Here is a 14,817-nt window from a genome sequence, read left to right on the forward strand (position 1 = left end):
CTAAAATTTTAATGTTTAGACCTTTATAAAAGGATTAATAATGTTGTATTTATCTTTATGGGGCGCCATTACTGGTACGATAGGAACTATTCTAGGAGTAATTGGTCTCATTTTAAAAGCAAAGGAATTTAATAGAAATAAAGCGAACTTAATATGTAAATCTGAGATTAAGTATAAATCTATAGATGATTTAGATGTACGTATTTTTGCAAGTGCATTAGGGCGAACTCCAGTTCAAATGAATAAACTAAAAATCTATGTTATGCCAAAAAAATTCTGGATGAGATTACTAAAATTTCTTTATTACAAAAGGGGAAAGTTTCTTTTAGAATTAGATATTCCTAAAAGAAAAATAAATGAGCAGGAAAAGGTTGACTTTAAATTGGACATTCCTAAAGGACTTGAATATATCGATATATATAAATTATATATTATCGACGGGGTACATAAAGAATGGCCAGTAGAGTGGCCTTCTGTTTCAACTGTAAAGAAAAAAATCAAAAAAATCCAGCTTGGGCAATTTGAAATAAAGGGAGATCTACAGACTATCATTCTGACCTCCTATCTGCTCTATAAACAATTCTATTTAAAAGTGGAACATAAGATTCCTTTAGAAAGCTATACAACGGGATGTTGGTTTAAGAAAAAGAAAGATCTTGAGCAGGCAATAAAAAAAATACATCTCGAGCAAGAAGGAAATTTAGTAGATGGTAGGATTGATAGAATCACATTTTCATAAAATAAGAGAGTTTTGATATTGCTTTAGGTTTATCTTTATTGGTTTTTTGGAAAAACTATGTTGTGTCCCTGAAATCCATGTTAATAATGTTAGTGGTAGGTCAGGAATACCTAAATAATTCAGAAGGCTAACACAATTTTATTCCTAAACTATAATTGTTATTACAGAAGAGGAAATGCGGCTATGGATTATGACGACTATTTGAAAAAAAAGAAAAAAGAATCGCCAACCAGCTTGAACATTGGTGCTGATGAAGAAACAGGGAATTATTATTGTCCAGTTGATAAAAATCACAATGTAATTCGTGAAAAAAGAAAAGTAAGCGCCAAACCAAAGACCTACTTGTCTTCATACTGTAAAACAGGAATGATTCTTTGATCCTTGAGTAACTCTGGGTTGACGTTGTAGGGCAATAAGAGTTGAATATCATGCTCATTATTACATTTGGCGACACTCTCAAGCGCGAATTTAAAGTAAGCAAAGACATCCACGCTATGCTCTTTGCATGTTTGCACTAGAGAAAAGAGAATACTCGAAGCATCAGCACCTTTAGTTGATGTATTAAACAACCAATTTTTCCGCCCGATCACAAAGGGTTTGATGGCGCGTTCAGAACGATTATTATCTATTTCAAGCCGACCATCATTAATGTATTGCGTGAGACTATCCCAGTGCTTTATTGAATAAAAAAGTGCTTTTCCGAGTGGCGACTTTGGCAAGGTGGTTTTTTGTTGTGTTAACAACCACTGCTTGAACTCACTTAAAATCGGCTTGGCTTCAGTCATTCGTGCCTGTTTAACTTGCTCATTTGTTGCCTTGTCTTCTTTTAAGCGCTTTTCAATAGCATAAAGTTTCGCGAACCACTCAACCGCTGATTTAGCAATACCGGGTTTGTTTTTAGTGGCTTTGACAATATCAACAAAGTAACGTCTGGCATGCGCCATACAAGCAACATGCTTAATGCGCGACTTATCAAGATTTACATAAGCACTGTAGCAATCGGCATGAAGATAGCCTTCAAACGAATCAAAGAACTGCTTGGCAATCGCATCTTGGCGACTCGAATGATATTGATAAACAAAACAGCGCTTATCTGGTGGACCCCCACCAAAAAGCCACATGTAGGAGGTGCTGGTTGATAACTTGCCTTGTTCATTAAGGACTTGAAGTACGGTTTCATCAGCATAGGCTACATCATAGCTTTGTATTTGTGTCACCATTTTATCAACGATGGGCTTGAGCAGCTCGGCAGCTTTTACCACCCAGTTACCCAAATTAGTACGACTAATCTCAGCGCCCATGCTTTTAAACATATCCTCTTGGCGATATAGAGGTAAATGACGGTTGAACTTAGCATCAATGACCGCTGCCACAAGACCTGCCGTGGCAATGCTCTTTGGAAAAGGTTGTTTAGGTGGCTTGGCTGTTTTAATAGTATCTTCGCATGACTTGCAGGCGTATTTTCTTCTTGTCATGGGTCACGATTACTAGCCCACCCTCTGGCCACTCAAAGTAGCCCACTTAGGGTAAATTTTTTTAACTCACTTGTCATCTACTAAATTAAATTTCGGTATAAATTTTTTCCTGTATGACTCCCCATCAAGAACAATTCGATAAGCTTTATTTACGATACGATCTAATGCTGCGTTTGCCATAACCGGATCATAAAATAGCTCCATCCATCCTTCTATTTTACGGTTAGTAGTTATAATTAGCATAGAGTTTACATGGATAGCTGCTATTAAATCATACAGATCAGTGGACTGTTCTGGCGATAATGCTTTCAGCCCGAAGTCATCTAAAATAAGCACATCGTATCGTGAGTAACGTTTAAAAAGCGCAGTCCATGTTTCATCCGCTCTTGCTTGGTGGAACTGATTTAACAGTTCATTCGCTCTTATAAAGCAGACTTTTTTATGTCGTTGACATGCCATTAGACCCAGGGCTTGAGCCAGGTGAGTCTTTCCGGTGCCAACAGGTCCCATGATGATGACATGGTTTTTTTCTTTGATAAACTTCCCTGTCATCAGGGTGCGGATGGCTTGTGTGACTTGTGTTGAATATCGAGCCAGTTCAAAATTTTCAAAACACTGAGGCTCCTCAAATCGAGCTTGCCTTACACGCCCAGCAAGCAATTTTTGTTGACGAGCCTCATCCTCATCCTGAAACAACATTGAGAGCAACTCTTCATAAGAGAGGGACGCTGCGCGAGCCTGTTCTACTCTTGCTAGCAGTGTGTCTGGGATCCCTGTCAAACGTAGTTTTTTTGCAAGCTCTAACATATTGATATCACTCATAATGAGCCTCCATCGTTGAGCTGTAATCACTTGCTGCGCGAATATAGGCAAAGTTCTCATGATTGGCCGAGCGCTTAGTGGAGAATGTTCTCGTGTCTTTTTTATCCAGGCCTTCCGTGAGGATTTTTTTCAATGATTGATGAGTATAATTATCAAATAAAATCGCGCGTAAACATGCATTTTCAAGGCGCTCATTACCGTATTCCTCAACCAAGCGGATGATAGCCTGGGCTTTTCTTAAGCTCGTTCTAGAGCCTTCAGCCAGTACCTTTGTGACCATTTCCTCCGTTGCCTGACCAATTGCTTTGGCCGCTTCAATACAAACGCCAGCAGTATTTTCTAAGTAATACTTTGCAGAATTATGGTAGTCATTGGGATCCGTTTCCCACTGTCCACGCCCGTAGTTACGAATATGGGTCTTAATCAAAGCATGATTCACATAGGCCTGAACGGTCTTCAAGCCAACTCTAATTTTAACCTTTGTCCCGATATGTATCGTTGGCACAGAATAAAAATTACCAGCAACAACAAAATGATGGTCACGATGAACTTGAGCATCCATCCAAATGGGCATATCAAAAGCGCCTGCTGGCAGTGGGTTTAATAAATTAAATTCTTCATTTTTAAATACGTCAATTGGCTTTTCACCAGTGGTACTGCAGATGACGTGCGATACCTTATTAGCGCACCAATCACGTGCAAAGGCGTTCATCGAGGCCAAATCATCATAGGTTATCCCCGCGATAACCTGTTCTTTTACCAATTGAACACTACGCTCAACCTTCCCCTTGTGCTCGGGCGTTCGAGCCTTCGCCGGATCGGCTATAAAGTCATAAAAGCGAGATAACTCTGCATAGGTTTCATTGACCGTTGGATCATAAATATGTGCTTTAATAATTCCCGATTTCAAATTGTCTAAAAGAATGCAGTTGGGCACGCCTCCAAAAAAATGAAAGGCATTGATATGGCTTTGCGCCCATGATTGCTGATTTTGAGAATGTACAAACTCAACATATCGATACCGACTATGTGATAACGTCATAATAAAAGCGTATGTTTTTTTATTATTGATAAACCCAACAAACGCATAGTCAACTTGTGCTTCATGCCCAGGCTTTGTTAACAAATGTACCGTAGCCTTAGGCAACGAGGGGAAATGACGTTCAATATAACGACTAAGACTTCTTCGACTGCTAACAAGACCATTATCGCTTAAAATTCGGTGTATCTGCATATGGGTAATCCACTTCTCAGTGAGGAGTGATGCTATTTTTTCGTGATGCGCCTCAAGTTCTTTTTCTGATTTATTGGGTCTGTTGTTGGCTGTAGTATTAACGATTTTATTATGTATCTGCAAAGCGATAACTTCGAGCTCATCATTGGAAATATCCTCCTGATAACCCAAATCCTTGGCCATTGAAACGTACTTGCGTATGCTCATTCGTGAAACGCTTAGAGACTTTTCAATATTGCGTTGAGTCATCCCTTTTTTGTGCTGATATAGCACCTCTCTAATTTCTGCCATTGTTTTAATCCTCATCTCATAACAAATCCGTTAGTTATTGGTAATGACCAAACTAACACTGTTTATTTGCTACTCAAAGTGGGACTCAGAGATGGCCATGGAGTGGGCCATTAATCGTGGCCAAACCCGACCTTTAGTGGGCTAGTAATCGTGGCCCATGACACTTCTGATGTGAATCACGCGATAAGTGACTTGAGGCAATACATCAAGTTGCTCACTGGTTTCATTGCCAATGTGTGTTAAGGCACAACCGCAAGCACAGTGTTTGTCTGCATCATTGATGTCATGAATGTGCTCGATATAAGGCATGTTTGAGGGGAGTGGCTTGCGGCCAGGTTTTTTCTTTTTAATCGTAATGGTTTTGGTTTCAATAACTTCTTCAGATGTAACATCTTGTGAGCTCAACAGTTCTGCTTCATCAAAGCCTAAATCCAGCTGTTTGTCTTCTTCAAGCTTCTCGCTTTTTCGGCCAAATTTAGCGTTTTTTAATACAAAGAGCTGATGGTGCAGCGCAGAAATAATAATGTCTTTTGATTGAATATGTTCTTGGTGTTTTTTCTCGGACTCGACCAATTTCAGCTGTAAATCAGCCACCATTTGTTCCATGGTTTTGGAGTCTTTTTGAGTGATGTAATTGGTCTTTTTCATGGGCTTATTATACCAAAAAACCAGTGGCCAAACCATCATTTGACCCAATAAAACCAACACGTTTCATTAATAAAAACCACTGTAATCAAGGGCTTTATTCTGAGCCATCAGGTCATAATCAAGGCCTGCCAATAACCAACTTAATTGCTTGTTATCAAGTGTTGCAACATCCATATTTTCATCATATTTTATGATTTTAAACCGGCCTTTTTCCAGACGTTTATAAATCAGGACAAAGCCATTCTTGTCCCAGTACAGCAACTTCACTTTATCACAGCGGTTCCCGCTACCAGTTTCTCCCCACCGATAGGTAATAGAATATTCCCTATCTATTCCTCATGGGCAGCAACAAGCAATTCACAAATCATCTGATTGCAAAACAAGCACTAATCGTTATCAAAACTCAAAAACTCATTTAAAACCAAAACAATAGCCGTGTTCAAAAATAAGATGCTATGAGGTATTAATGGGATTAAGTTTGATTTTCTCCTGCCCATGAATAATTGCGTTAAATAAATCATTCCAATTATCAACAAAATATTCACTGAATAGGCGTTTCATTTTATCCCAGAGACCAATTTTTGATTGGCGCATTTTTAGTGCTTTTTGGAACATATTACAACAAAGCTCCTGAACCTGATCAACAAAGAAAGCGAGCATCATCAATAAGGCTAGCATGGTCGAGAGATTTTTATATCCATGTCCAAAATTATGACCAAAGTGGTAGTTTAGGTTTTTGAGTGTATTAAATATGGGATTTTCTATTTTCCAGTTCGCACGTCCTCCTCGCATAATGTCATAAGCATTGTTATTGGTAATCGTTATGTCAGTGACCCAGCTAAAATGTTGCTTGCCACCCTTTTTATTTGTTTCCCAGTACTCCATGAAATTTACTTTAAAATCATAATGGCTTGTATTGAGTGGTGCGCCATTAATATAACGGTAACTGTGCGTCACCCCGTCTTCTGTTTTGTGCTCATAAGTAATACACTCATGTTCGTTGAGCCATTTAAATAGTGCTTTGTGATCCCCTTCTTTAGCACCCGTTATGAACTGCATATCCAGGTTTTTAAGCTCATTGAGGTGAGGGTAATTTGAAGCCAAGCTGTCTTCAACGACAATGACTTTTAAGTGTGGGTGTTCTCGTTTCAAATCCCTATATAACCGTTTGGAAGCGTTGCGTTCACAGTCGTTTTTAGTATCGCCATCTTCTTTCATGATAAGTTCTGGTACAAATGGAATAACCACTTTTTTATCCGGGTGAACTATGGCTGCGCAATACATATTGTGGTAATACGAGACCTTCTCGTCAGGAAATCGAGCATAATGATAGGATTTGATGGCCAGCTCTATTTCCGCCTTAACTTCTTTTGATAATTCCTTATACATTTTTTTATCATGCAGCAATGTAGGCAAACTATCGATATCTTTAATTGGAATCAAAGTAATTTTTTTGTGGTCATCTATATACCATAATGCAAAATATGTTCGTAGTGGATTAGCTAAAATATAACTACGTGCTTTCAGAGATAGGTCGGTAATAGATTGCTTTGTGGTTAAAACTACAGATAATTTGTGATCATGCTTAATACAACATTGGTCGCAATGAATTACATTGGATGCAAAAAATCCAGTTCCATCCCCAGCCAGTAAATAACGACCGTTTAGGTAACGATAAGATTCCAGGGATTTCCCTCTTTGAAGAAAGGCAAATAACCGCTTATAGACTTTACGCAGAGTAGATGGGGCTCCTTCATCCAATCGCTCGCGCATGTACGTATCACTAGGGATCTGTTCAATGCCATAAAGAGTTCCTAAATTATGTTGAACTTGGGGATCCAGTCGGTGACTCCTATCAAATTGGAGTAATGAAGGGTACTTGAGATTAAACATCGCAAAGGCAGACATCAAACAATCCGTCAACGAAATAACATTTTTCCCTGGCGCAGCATCACGGGGAGATTTGATTTTCTGAAACTCTTTACGAACTACAGTGATCAACCCAACTGCAGACAAAAATTTTCTTATTGGTAACATCTTTGGACATTCTATCATTCAGTTTTAAATTAAAGATAAAATAGCAAAAAAGTTTACGAAATAAAATAGTTGGGATGCAGTACTGGCGCACTGTTGAGTAGGTTACGGGAACTGCTGACTTTATCACGAGCCCGATTATAGAATAGAGTCAGTGAACCATCTTGTACTATATGGCTCGATAGGTCACTAATAATATAACTCAAGCCGTTAATTGATTTGCGCATATCTATGGGCTGGCTGTATAAATAAATCTGCTGCTGGTCAAATGATATCATCGTGCATCGCCTAATAGCTGGATAAGCGCACTGGCTTTGCTGATGTCTGCTTCAGTTTTAATGTGCAATTTAATACCCGTAGGTAGGATAACTTCCAGACAGGATGTCGGCGCAGCTTTAACTTGGGATAGTTCACGTGCTGGGGTCGTTGATACCTTCAACAGCTTCGGCTCAGCGTTCCCGGAGATCTTTTTATTAAGTCTTCCGCGCCAATAAACAAATTGCTTATATACCAGACCTTGTTGTTCACAAAATTTTGGTTGCGCTAATCCACTTGATTCCCAGAGGCTGTTTTGCTCTGACCAATAGGCCTGTCGATTTGAACTCATACTCATGTCTCCTTTGTTTGTAATTTAAAGGAGTTTGAGTTAATTCACTTGTCCTGTGTAGATGGGGTTGCTTTGGCGCTTACAAAGAAAATACATTAAAGCCGGTGAGCAAATTCCTTCTGGTTGGGTTCAATGTGATTGACCTTGGCAGTATTCGGCGGATTAGGTCTACACGGTTTTAAGTTAAGACACAAACGAACACCTACCCTTTTAATTATTACTCATCCAATTATAGCAATTGCTGGAGTGATATCACTGGTAGCCTACTGCCCTCCTTGGGATATTTATCTGCTAATGTAATTAATTATGGTATCAATATCGATAAGAGGGGGTAATCCCCATTGCATTTTTTAACTACCACCAAAAGTAGGGGGTTAGCAGCCACTAAAGCTAATTTGTGCCTTCGTGGTATCTCCGATGGCCATATTGGGTCTTTCATTGTTATAAGGCCAAATCCATCGAGTAGCATACTCTTGTACTTCATCAATCCTAGTGAATAAATATTGGCTAGCCTGTTATACCTTCCAGTCCGGTTGTATCGCTAAACATAAGCATTTTGCTGCGGATTATTCAGTTGCGTAAATAACAGCGTTATTTGGTGCTTATTGGCCCTGAATTAGGTCCTTAATCAATTATTTTTAGAATATAGATATTTAACAACGGAACCAATTTCATCATCAGTGTGGTTAAGATTTTCTTGATAGAGCAATATAACAAATGCAGCATTATTTTTAATATTCTCTTTAGAGAAAGGTTGTTGAAACGCTGCCACGACCTTAGTATAACCATACTGTTTACTTAATTTATCCATTACTGTTGAGAATATTTCAGCTCCTTGTTTCACCTCTAAATCAGAGGCTTTTTTTGGATTTTCAAAGACTTGACCCCTAATTCCAAACCATGAATGCTCTAACTTATTTTTCTCTAAGATTTTTTAAAGTTATTAATCCAATAACAATTAGAGTACAAATGAGAAAGATAATTATTGAAATATGTATTGAGTTCAATGCATACCATAATCCAAACCAATCATGGGGTTGTTCAGCCCAGCCAACCTCATAATATCTCATAATATCGATTAGTGATAAACTTGACCAATTACCAGTTTTCAAATATTTAAGTATTTGAAAACCTAATATAATAATGGAACTAAATATCCCTATAAATATTGCACCTATTCCCACTAACACACCCAGTCCATAAAAATAATCATTCCTTTTTTCACGAAATATTTTCTTTTTTTCTTCATAAATTTTTGCTTCTTCAGGATGTTCTTGATGATATTTTTTCAATTCTTTTAAATGCCTTATAAAAGCAAAAAAAGTAAAGATTATTAATAATATTAAAACACTCATATTCAATCCTTTCTTCTCCCATCATAATTATATAAATGGACATCCGACTTCGATTGATCCATCAATATTGACTTCCCTTATAAAATTGACAGACTATTAAATAATTCATTATTGATGATTGTTCCTCCAAAATTAGTATTCTCAAATATACTTCTGGTCACCACTCCACATAATTCCCATGTATCTATAGTATCTTGTTTAATAACAAATATTGGTGCGCCGCTCATTCCACCCAGTTCTAAATTAACAGGGGGGAGCGACATTTCGTCTATAGACTCAACTTGGTTGGGATCAATATTTATATTAATTATTCGTTCCGTCGATATACTATCTAAAATTGGGAAAGCACTATATGTAAGCGCTCGCAATCATAAACCACTCGGCCTGCAAACAGAGCTCTAATTTGACCCAAATTAAATGCGAATATAATTCATCTTTGACCCACTTTAATTGCCACTAGCCAAAAGTCGACCCACATTAATTGCGAATGAACCCTCTTTATTTGCCACTATAATTTTCATCCAAACTGGTGCCCGAAGTTTCATTTCAATGTTTCGTCTTGAACTATATGCTTTGGCCATTTTGTAGTTGGATCTTCTTCGTCTCTCCAATAATCATCGATCTCAAGACCGTTTTGTGTAATGACTCGATTTTTCCCATCTTTCTTCAGCATTTTATCTGAATCTGGATAAGTACAGATCTCTTCATTAGCTTGGTTTGAAAGAGCAAAAAATAACATGGGACAGTCTGTATGATTATAAAATTGGTGAGCGACGCCAGTTTTGAAAAAAACTAAGTCTCCTTCTTTGACTGTGTAAAATTCGTCATCCTGCCTGACTGTTCCGGATCCCTTTAGTATAATGAATAACTCTTCTTCTTCCTGGTGTTTGTGATAGGGACAAGAGAAAGATTTTGGATTGAGAATTTCAATATGAAACCCAAGTTTTTTTGTTTGCCAAAGCTTTGCAATTTCAGCCACAGAAGCCGAATAATTTTTGGCATGAGTCCATTCTTCAAAATTGAGCTGAGCATCGGGAGAAAATAGGTTCACTAAACACTTCATAAGGTTTTCGTTTCCATTGAGAGTTTTATATATCGTAACGTTTGTATTTCAAAACTTTCTTCATAGTGTACAGTGGACCCCATTGTCAAGACAGCGATCCGTTTAATTTAAGATATAACTTTAATTCTACTTTCTTTCGTTGACGAGGGTGCGTAGCACACGAGTCAACCACAATAGCAGTTAATGAAACACCTGTTATTGAGCCTGTGGGTATGTGGGCGCGAAGCCATCGAGTGTGGTCAAGCGGTGGATAACGTCTTTTTGTTATCCATGGCTTGTCCACATGTCCCGAAGGGCGATGGCTGATCCGCAGGACGCGTCCACATATCCACAGGCATTCCATTACGCTGCAGCCTCATATAGGCCAGCATAAACCTCTGACGGCGTGTATATTCCAAATGATTGATGAGGTCTTTCGTCGTTATAAAACTTGAAATACACCCTTAAACCATTTCGTAGTGCTAAAACTGTTCCGTATTCTTTTATGTAAATATCTTCATATTTGACTGAACGCCATAGCCGTTCAATGAACACATTATCCATCCATCGACCTTTCCCGTCCATGCTAATTTTGATGTCATGGTCTTTTAAAACATCGGTAAACGCCTTACTGGTAAACTGGGAGCCTTGATCCGTATTAAAAATATCAGGCCTGCCGTGGAGCCTGATGGCGCTCTCCAACGCGCTTACACAAAAGTCATCATCCATGCTGTTTGATACCTTCCAAGAGAGCACCTTGCGGCTATACCAGTCCATTATTGCCACCAAATATACAAAGCCTCCTTGCATCCTAACGTAGGTAATATCGGTGCACCAAACCTGATTGGGTCGATCAATCACTAAACCACGTAGCAAGTAGGGATAAACCTTTTGTTCCTTGTTCTTTTTACTCGTATTCGGCTTTGGTGCCACTGAAACCAGACCCATGATCCGCATCAAACGCTGCACTCTCTTACGGTGTAAATCAGCATGCAAAAATGACCCCCTTTTAGGGTAAATCAGCATCCAATTTTGACCCTCTAAAATCGAGTAAAACGTGTACTCTAGATTTTAATAATCTAGAGGGAATTAGAGGATGTTGATCATGGAAACAGAAGCAAAAATTAGGCGCATGTTTCATGTGCAAAAATTAACTATTGCGGAAATTGTTCGCACAACAGGATTATCGCGTAATACAGTTAGACGGGTAATCCGAGCAGAAAAGTCTGGGAAAAATTATCAACGCTCCATTCAACCACTACCTGCACTGAATATCTTCAAAGAGACGTTGGTATCATGGTTGAACAACGACCACAAGTTATCGAAAAAGGAACGCCGTAGTGCAATGAAGTACTACACTCAACTAAAAGAAAGTGGCTATTGCGGTTCTTATGATAGTGTCCAGCGTTTTGTTAAAGTATGGCGCTGTACGAGTCGAGAGTCATTAAAAGCCTATATTCCACAATACTATCATCCCGGAGAGGCCTATCAGTTTGATTGGAGTGAAGAAACTGTAGAGCTTGCAGGCGTTGTTCAAAAAATCAAAGTAGCTCAATTTCGTTTAAGCTACAGCCGTAAATTTTTTCTTGTAGCATATCCTCGAGAAACTCAAGAAATGTTATTTGATGCGCATAATTTAGCCTTCAAATTTTTTGGTGGCTTAACGCTAAGAGGTATTTATGACAACATGAAAACGGCGGTAGATAGTGTTTTCAAGGGTAAGGAGCGTGCTTTTAACCGGCGATTTTTGGCATTAATGGATCATTACTTAATTGAACCTACAGCCTGCAATCCCGCAGCCGGATGGGAAAAGGGGCAGATTGAAAATCAAGTTGATAATGTACGTGACTGGGTATTTAAACCACGTCTTAAATATGAAACCTTGTCGTTATTAAATGAACATCTTCAGCAGCAATGCCAATTATTGGCCGAGAAAAGGCATCACCCAGAACAACAAGAACTAACTGTTGACGCTGTATTTCAAGAAGAAAGAACTCATTTTAGAGCGTTAAATCATCCATTTGATGGGTATAAAGAAGTTTCAACTCTAGTACATTCAACCTGCTTGATTCATTGCGATAGAAATCGTTATAGCGTTGATTGTGCCTATGCCAACCAGATGGTGACGCTCAGGATATACGCATTAACTATAGAGGTATTTTCAGGTAATGAGTCCATCGGTTGCCACCAACGCACCTTTGGCCGCAATAAAACACTGTTTAATCCATGGCATTATTTACCTTTACTGGAGCGCAAGCCAGGGGCATTACGCAATGGTGCTCCATTCAAAGACTGGCAATTACCACCAGCCATTTTAAAAATCAAAAGCATTCTCATGAAGCGCCGTGGTGGTGACAGAGAATGCGTTGAGGTGCTGTTGGCAATGAGTGAGCATGGCATTGAGGCGGTGAGTGTAGCCTGTGAATTAGCGCTAACAGAGCAGGTGGTTAGCCGTGATTATATTCTTAATGCGTTGCATCGATTACGGCCTACAGCACTTCCTCAAGCAACGACAATGCCCGCTGGATTAATCTTAAAGGAAGAACCCACAAGTAATTGTCATAAATATAATTTACTCTTAACGGGAGCAAATCATGCCATTCACTAAATTATCTGAGTTGCTTAAGATATTAAAATTACAAGGCATGTTAGATAGGTTGCTAGCCTATGAAGAGTCGAAGCCTTTGGTGAAACTAACTCATTATGAGTGGTTATCTATGCTATTAGAAGCAGAACAAATAACACGCAAAACGCGTGCTATTAATTATCAACTGAGTGTCGCAAAATTCCCGGTCAATCGTAATTTAAGCCAATTTGATTTTACGCAACATCCTGTTAATGAAGAAGAAATAAGTTTATTGCACGCAGGGAGCTTTGTTGATGCTGGGCGCAATATTATTTTTGTGGGTGGCACGGGCTCTGGTAAAACGCACTTAGCTATTGCTATAGCAACTAATTTAATTAAGCAAGGAAAGCGGGCTTGTTTTTATAATGTTGTTGATCTGGTCAACAAATTAGAACAAGAAAAAAAACAAGTTAATACAGGACGGCTAGCTAATCGCCTGCAAAATTTTGATGCTATTGTCCTGGATGAGCTTGGATATTTACCATTTTCTGAAGCGGGCGGAGCTCTGTTGTTTCATTTAGTTAGCAAATTATATGAAAAAACATCATTAATCATTACAACAAACTTAAATTTTGGTGAATGGCCAAAGGTGTTTTGTGATACAAAAATGACCGCAGCCATGCTGGACAGATTGACTCATCATTGCTCTATTGTTGAGACTGGAAATGAAAGTTATCGCTTTAAAAATCGAAGCTAAAACAGTAAAGTAAATAATCAATGTGATATGTTTTTGAGGGTCAATTTTGGATGCGGTTTGAGGGTCAAAATTGGATGCTGATTGACACTTACGGTTAACGTCATGGCCAAGGCGACGTAAATAAGAACGCATCTTTCTGCTTCCATAGAAAGGATGGCGCATGTATTCCTCATCAATCAAGACCATCAAAGCCAGATTCTCTGGGCTCTCGGTACATATTCCTTCGCCAGCAGTGCGATAGTAGCTAGCGCGTGACAAATTAACCAATGCACATTGGCGTACGATGCTGAGTGTAGGGTGATTGACATCAATCATGGCTCGCTTCTCCCGCACGCTCAACTTAGATGACCGGTCTTTTTTTTAAGCCAGTCTAACTCAACCGCTAGCTGGCCTATTTGCGTGTATAATCGATCTCGTTCTTGTATGATGGAGTCCATGTCTTTGTCATGCTTGCCGCTAAACAATTGCTTGCTTCCATCCAGTAATTGTTTTTTCCACAGATTGATTTGTGTTGCATGCACCTCAAATTCAGATGCCAATTCATTGGTCGTCTTGTGACTTTTTAATGCCTCAATTGCTACCTTTGCTTTGAAGTCAGATGTAAATTTTTTTTTAGCCACTTGGTACCCCGTTTAACAATGGTTTCTATTTTACACCACTGTCTCATTTTTGGGGTCCACTATAGTATTCATCAGGATTATCTTTGAATTGAACTGCTCCTGAAAAGAGCAGAGCATGGTCATTCTGCAGTCCTAATTCTTTTAAAATATTAAGTCCTATCTTCGCACTTTCAGACTCCCAGTCATCATGACCTTCTCCCTTTCGAGCTGCATCATGACAGCCCATAGTCATTAGAATGAGCAATTCTACTTCGTCTACATTGACTCCAATATGGTTTGCTATTTTTTCTTGTGATGAATTAACATACTCGGGCAGCAGTTTTTGCAGATGCTTATTCATAATTAGTGCCCACAAAGTCGCTCGGCTTGCATGCTGCGCACCATGAATACTTCGCTCAATAAAACCATTTTTTAAATCTTTTTTGAGAGTGCCATCAAGAGGTTGTAGATAATATTTTTCAAGCATTTCTTGAAATTTATTAATAAAATTCTCTTTAGTCAATTTGTTCACTTTATCACCATGCATACAAAAAGCCATATTGTACTATAAAAGAGCTTAATGATCAAATAATATTTATCTCATGAATTATCCCGAATTGCCTCAAATTACCTGTTGCCGAAGGAAGT

18 protein-coding genes and 3 pseudogenes are annotated in these 14,817 nt (G+C 38.7%); 4 read left to right on the plus strand and 17 right to left on the minus strand.

Translation table 11 applies throughout. The features are described from left to right. Positions 1-40 precede the first annotated feature (40 nt). Together HRS36_RS09505 and HRS36_RS09510 are read left to right on the plus strand one after the other, a co-directional pair. Positions 41-739, plus strand: coding sequence for a hypothetical protein (locus tag HRS36_RS09505; RefSeq protein WP_173237125.1), 699 nt, complete (start codon positions 41-43; stop codon positions 737-739). Between the two features lie 183 nt (positions 740-922). Then, on the plus strand, positions 923-1,117 hold the full coding sequence (locus HRS36_RS09510; protein WP_173237126.1) for a hypothetical protein: 195 nt from the start codon (positions 923-925) through the stop codon (positions 1,115-1,117). Here HRS36_RS09510 and tnpC read toward each other — a convergent pair. From tnpC to HRS36_RS09575, 14 genes and pseudogenes are all read right to left on the minus strand, one after another. After that, positions 1,078-2,214: an IS66 family transposase gene (tnpC, locus tag HRS36_RS09515; protein ID WP_226905441.1), complete on the minus strand. Its 1,137-nt coding sequence runs from the start codon at positions 2,212-2,214 to the stop codon at positions 1,078-1,080. The genes HRS36_RS09510 and tnpC overlap by 40 nt on opposite strands. Positions 2,215-2,280: 66 nt before the next feature. Continuing rightward, a complete protein-coding gene (istB, locus tag HRS36_RS09520) occupies positions 2,281-3,036 on the minus strand; it encodes an IS21-like element helper ATPase IstB (protein WP_173235440.1) in 756 nt (251 codons plus the stop codon). Then, the gene (istA, locus tag HRS36_RS09525; protein ID WP_173235442.1) at positions 3,029-4,576 is read right to left on the minus strand and encodes an IS21 family transposase; all 1,548 of its coding nucleotides are present in this window, start codon (positions 4,574-4,576) and stop codon (positions 3,029-3,031) included. The genes istB (HRS36_RS09520) and istA (HRS36_RS09525) overlap by 8 nt, the downstream gene beginning before the upstream one ends. Positions 4,577-4,702: 126 nt before the next feature. After that, complete coding sequence (locus HRS36_RS09530; RefSeq protein ID WP_226905442.1) at positions 4,703-5,248, minus strand: IS66 family transposase; 546 nt, start codon at positions 5,246-5,248, stop codon at positions 4,703-4,705. A gap of 27 nt (positions 5,249-5,275) precedes the next feature. Then, complete coding sequence (gene tnpB / locus HRS36_RS09535) at positions 5,276-5,476, minus strand: IS66 family insertion sequence element accessory protein TnpB (protein ID WP_173237127.1); 201 nt, start codon at positions 5,474-5,476, stop codon at positions 5,276-5,278. A 186-nt stretch (positions 5,477-5,662) separates the two neighbouring features. Beyond that, positions 5,663-7,246, minus strand: a complete 1,584-nt coding sequence (locus HRS36_RS09540; protein ID WP_173235428.1) for a hypothetical protein — start codon at positions 7,244-7,246, stop codon at positions 5,663-5,665. A gap of 53 nt (positions 7,247-7,299) precedes the next feature. Then, complete coding sequence (gene tnpB / locus HRS36_RS09545; protein ID WP_173237128.1) at positions 7,300-7,521, minus strand: IS66 family insertion sequence element accessory protein TnpB; 222 nt, start codon at positions 7,519-7,521, stop codon at positions 7,300-7,302. Then, positions 7,518-7,850 carry an IS66 family insertion sequence element accessory protein TnpA gene (gene tnpA, locus HRS36_RS09550; RefSeq protein ID WP_173236269.1) on the minus strand — a complete coding sequence of 111 codons (333 nt, stop codon included), beginning with the start codon at positions 7,848-7,850 and terminating at the stop codon, positions 7,518-7,520. Before tnpA ends, tnpB (HRS36_RS09545) begins: the two co-directional genes overlap by 4 nt. A gap of 379 nt (positions 7,851-8,229) precedes the next feature. Then, positions 8,230-8,427, minus strand: a pseudogene (locus HRS36_RS18680) (integrase core domain-containing protein); the annotation flags it as partial. Between the two features lie 51 nt (positions 8,428-8,478). Next, positions 8,479-8,694: a hypothetical protein gene (locus HRS36_RS09555; RefSeq protein ID WP_173237129.1), complete on the minus strand. Its 216-nt coding sequence runs from the start codon at positions 8,692-8,694 to the stop codon at positions 8,479-8,481. Between the two features lie 70 nt (positions 8,695-8,764). Continuing rightward, entirely contained in the window at positions 8,765-9,205 is a 441-nt protein-coding gene (locus HRS36_RS09560) for a hypothetical protein (protein ID WP_173237130.1), read from the minus strand. 77 nt (positions 9,206-9,282) lie between these two features. Beyond that, positions 9,283-9,573, minus strand: a complete 291-nt coding sequence (locus HRS36_RS09565) for a hypothetical protein (RefSeq protein WP_173237131.1) — start codon at positions 9,571-9,573, stop codon at positions 9,283-9,285. A gap of 173 nt (positions 9,574-9,746) precedes the next feature. Next, on the minus strand, positions 9,747-10,268 hold the full coding sequence (locus HRS36_RS09570) for a cupin domain-containing protein (RefSeq protein ID WP_173237132.1): 522 nt from the start codon (positions 10,266-10,268) through the stop codon (positions 9,747-9,749). 342 nt (positions 10,269-10,610) lie between these two features. After that, positions 10,611-11,231, minus strand: a pseudogene (locus HRS36_RS09575) (IS3 family transposase); the annotation flags it as partial. Positions 11,232-11,343: 112 nt separating this feature from the next. Between HRS36_RS09575 and istA (HRS36_RS09580) the strand changes: the two are divergent. After that, on the plus strand, positions 11,344-12,855 hold the full coding sequence (gene istA / locus HRS36_RS09580) for an IS21 family transposase (protein WP_197933184.1): 1,512 nt from the start codon (positions 11,344-11,346) through the stop codon (positions 12,853-12,855). Then, positions 12,842-13,570: an IS21-like element helper ATPase IstB gene (gene istB / locus HRS36_RS09585; RefSeq protein ID WP_173235816.1), complete on the plus strand. Its 729-nt coding sequence runs from the start codon at positions 12,842-12,844 to the stop codon at positions 13,568-13,570. The genes istA (HRS36_RS09580) and istB (HRS36_RS09585) overlap by 14 nt, the downstream gene beginning before the upstream one ends. 138 nt (positions 13,571-13,708) lie before the next feature. Here istB (HRS36_RS09585) and HRS36_RS19050 read toward each other — a convergent pair. The 3 genes and pseudogenes from HRS36_RS19050 to HRS36_RS09595 form a co-directional block, all read right to left on the minus strand. Then, positions 13,709-13,885, minus strand: a pseudogene (locus HRS36_RS19050) (IS3 family transposase); the annotation flags it as partial. Positions 13,886-13,905: 20 nt separating this feature from the next. After that, positions 13,906-14,190 carry a transposase gene (locus tag HRS36_RS09590; RefSeq protein WP_173237134.1) on the minus strand — a complete coding sequence of 95 codons (285 nt, stop codon included), beginning with the start codon at positions 14,188-14,190 and terminating at the stop codon, positions 13,906-13,908. A 43-nt stretch (positions 14,191-14,233) separates the two neighbouring features. Further along, positions 14,234-14,716 carry a hypothetical protein gene (locus tag HRS36_RS09595; RefSeq protein WP_173237135.1) on the minus strand — a complete coding sequence of 161 codons (483 nt, stop codon included), beginning with the start codon at positions 14,714-14,716 and terminating at the stop codon, positions 14,234-14,236. Between the last annotated feature and the right edge of the window lie 101 nt (positions 14,717-14,817).

This window comes from Legionella antarctica (genome assembly GCF_011764505.1).
Classification (GTDB): domain Bacteria; phylum Pseudomonadota; class Gammaproteobacteria; order Legionellales; family Legionellaceae; genus Legionella; species Legionella antarctica.

What these genes read in the sequence shown, in the direction of transcription:
- HRS36_RS09505 (WP_173237125.1), top strand. Translation starts at nt 41, where the DNA reads ATGTTGTATTTATCTTTATGGGGCGCCATTACTGGTACGATAGGAACT.
- HRS36_RS09510 (WP_173237126.1), top strand. Translation starts at nt 923, where the DNA reads ATGGATTATGACGACTATTTGAAAAAAAAGAAAAAAGAATCGCCAACC.
- tnpC (WP_226905441.1), bottom strand. Translation starts at nt 2,214, where the DNA reads ATGACAAGAAGAAAATACGCCTGCAAGTCATGCGAAGATACTATTAAA.
- istB (WP_173235440.1), bottom strand. Translation starts at nt 3,036, where the DNA reads ATGAGTGATATCAATATGTTAGAGCTTGCAAAAAAACTACGTTTGACA.
- istA (WP_173235442.1), bottom strand. Translation starts at nt 4,576, where the DNA reads ATGAGGATTAAAACAATGGCAGAAATTAGAGAGGTGCTATATCAGCAC.
- HRS36_RS09530 (WP_226905442.1), bottom strand. Translation starts at nt 5,248, where the DNA reads ATGATGGTTTGGCCACTGGTTTTTTGGTATAATAAGCCCATGAAAAAG.
- HRS36_RS09540 (WP_173235428.1), bottom strand. Translation starts at nt 7,246, where the DNA reads ATGTTACCAATAAGAAAATTTTTGTCTGCAGTTGGGTTGATCACTGTA.
- tnpB (WP_173237128.1), bottom strand. Translation starts at nt 7,521, where the DNA reads ATGATATCATTTGACCAGCAGCAGATTTATTTATACAGCCAGCCCATA.
- tnpA (WP_173236269.1), bottom strand. Translation starts at nt 7,850, where the DNA reads ATGAGTTCAAATCGACAGGCCTATTGGTCAGAGCAAAACAGCCTCTGG.
- HRS36_RS09560 (WP_173237130.1), bottom strand. Translation starts at nt 9,205, where the DNA reads ATGAGTGTTTTAATATTATTAATAATCTTTACTTTTTTTGCTTTTATA.
- HRS36_RS09570 (WP_173237132.1), bottom strand. Translation starts at nt 10,268, where the DNA reads ATGAAGTGTTTAGTGAACCTATTTTCTCCCGATGCTCAGCTCAATTTT.
- istA (WP_197933184.1), top strand. Translation starts at nt 11,344, where the DNA reads ATGTTGATCATGGAAACAGAAGCAAAAATTAGGCGCATGTTTCATGTG.
- istB (WP_173235816.1), top strand. Translation starts at nt 12,842, where the DNA reads ATGCCATTCACTAAATTATCTGAGTTGCTTAAGATATTAAAATTACAA.
- HRS36_RS09595 (WP_173237135.1), bottom strand. Translation starts at nt 14,716, where the DNA reads ATGCATGGTGATAAAGTGAACAAATTGACTAAAGAGAATTTTATTAAT.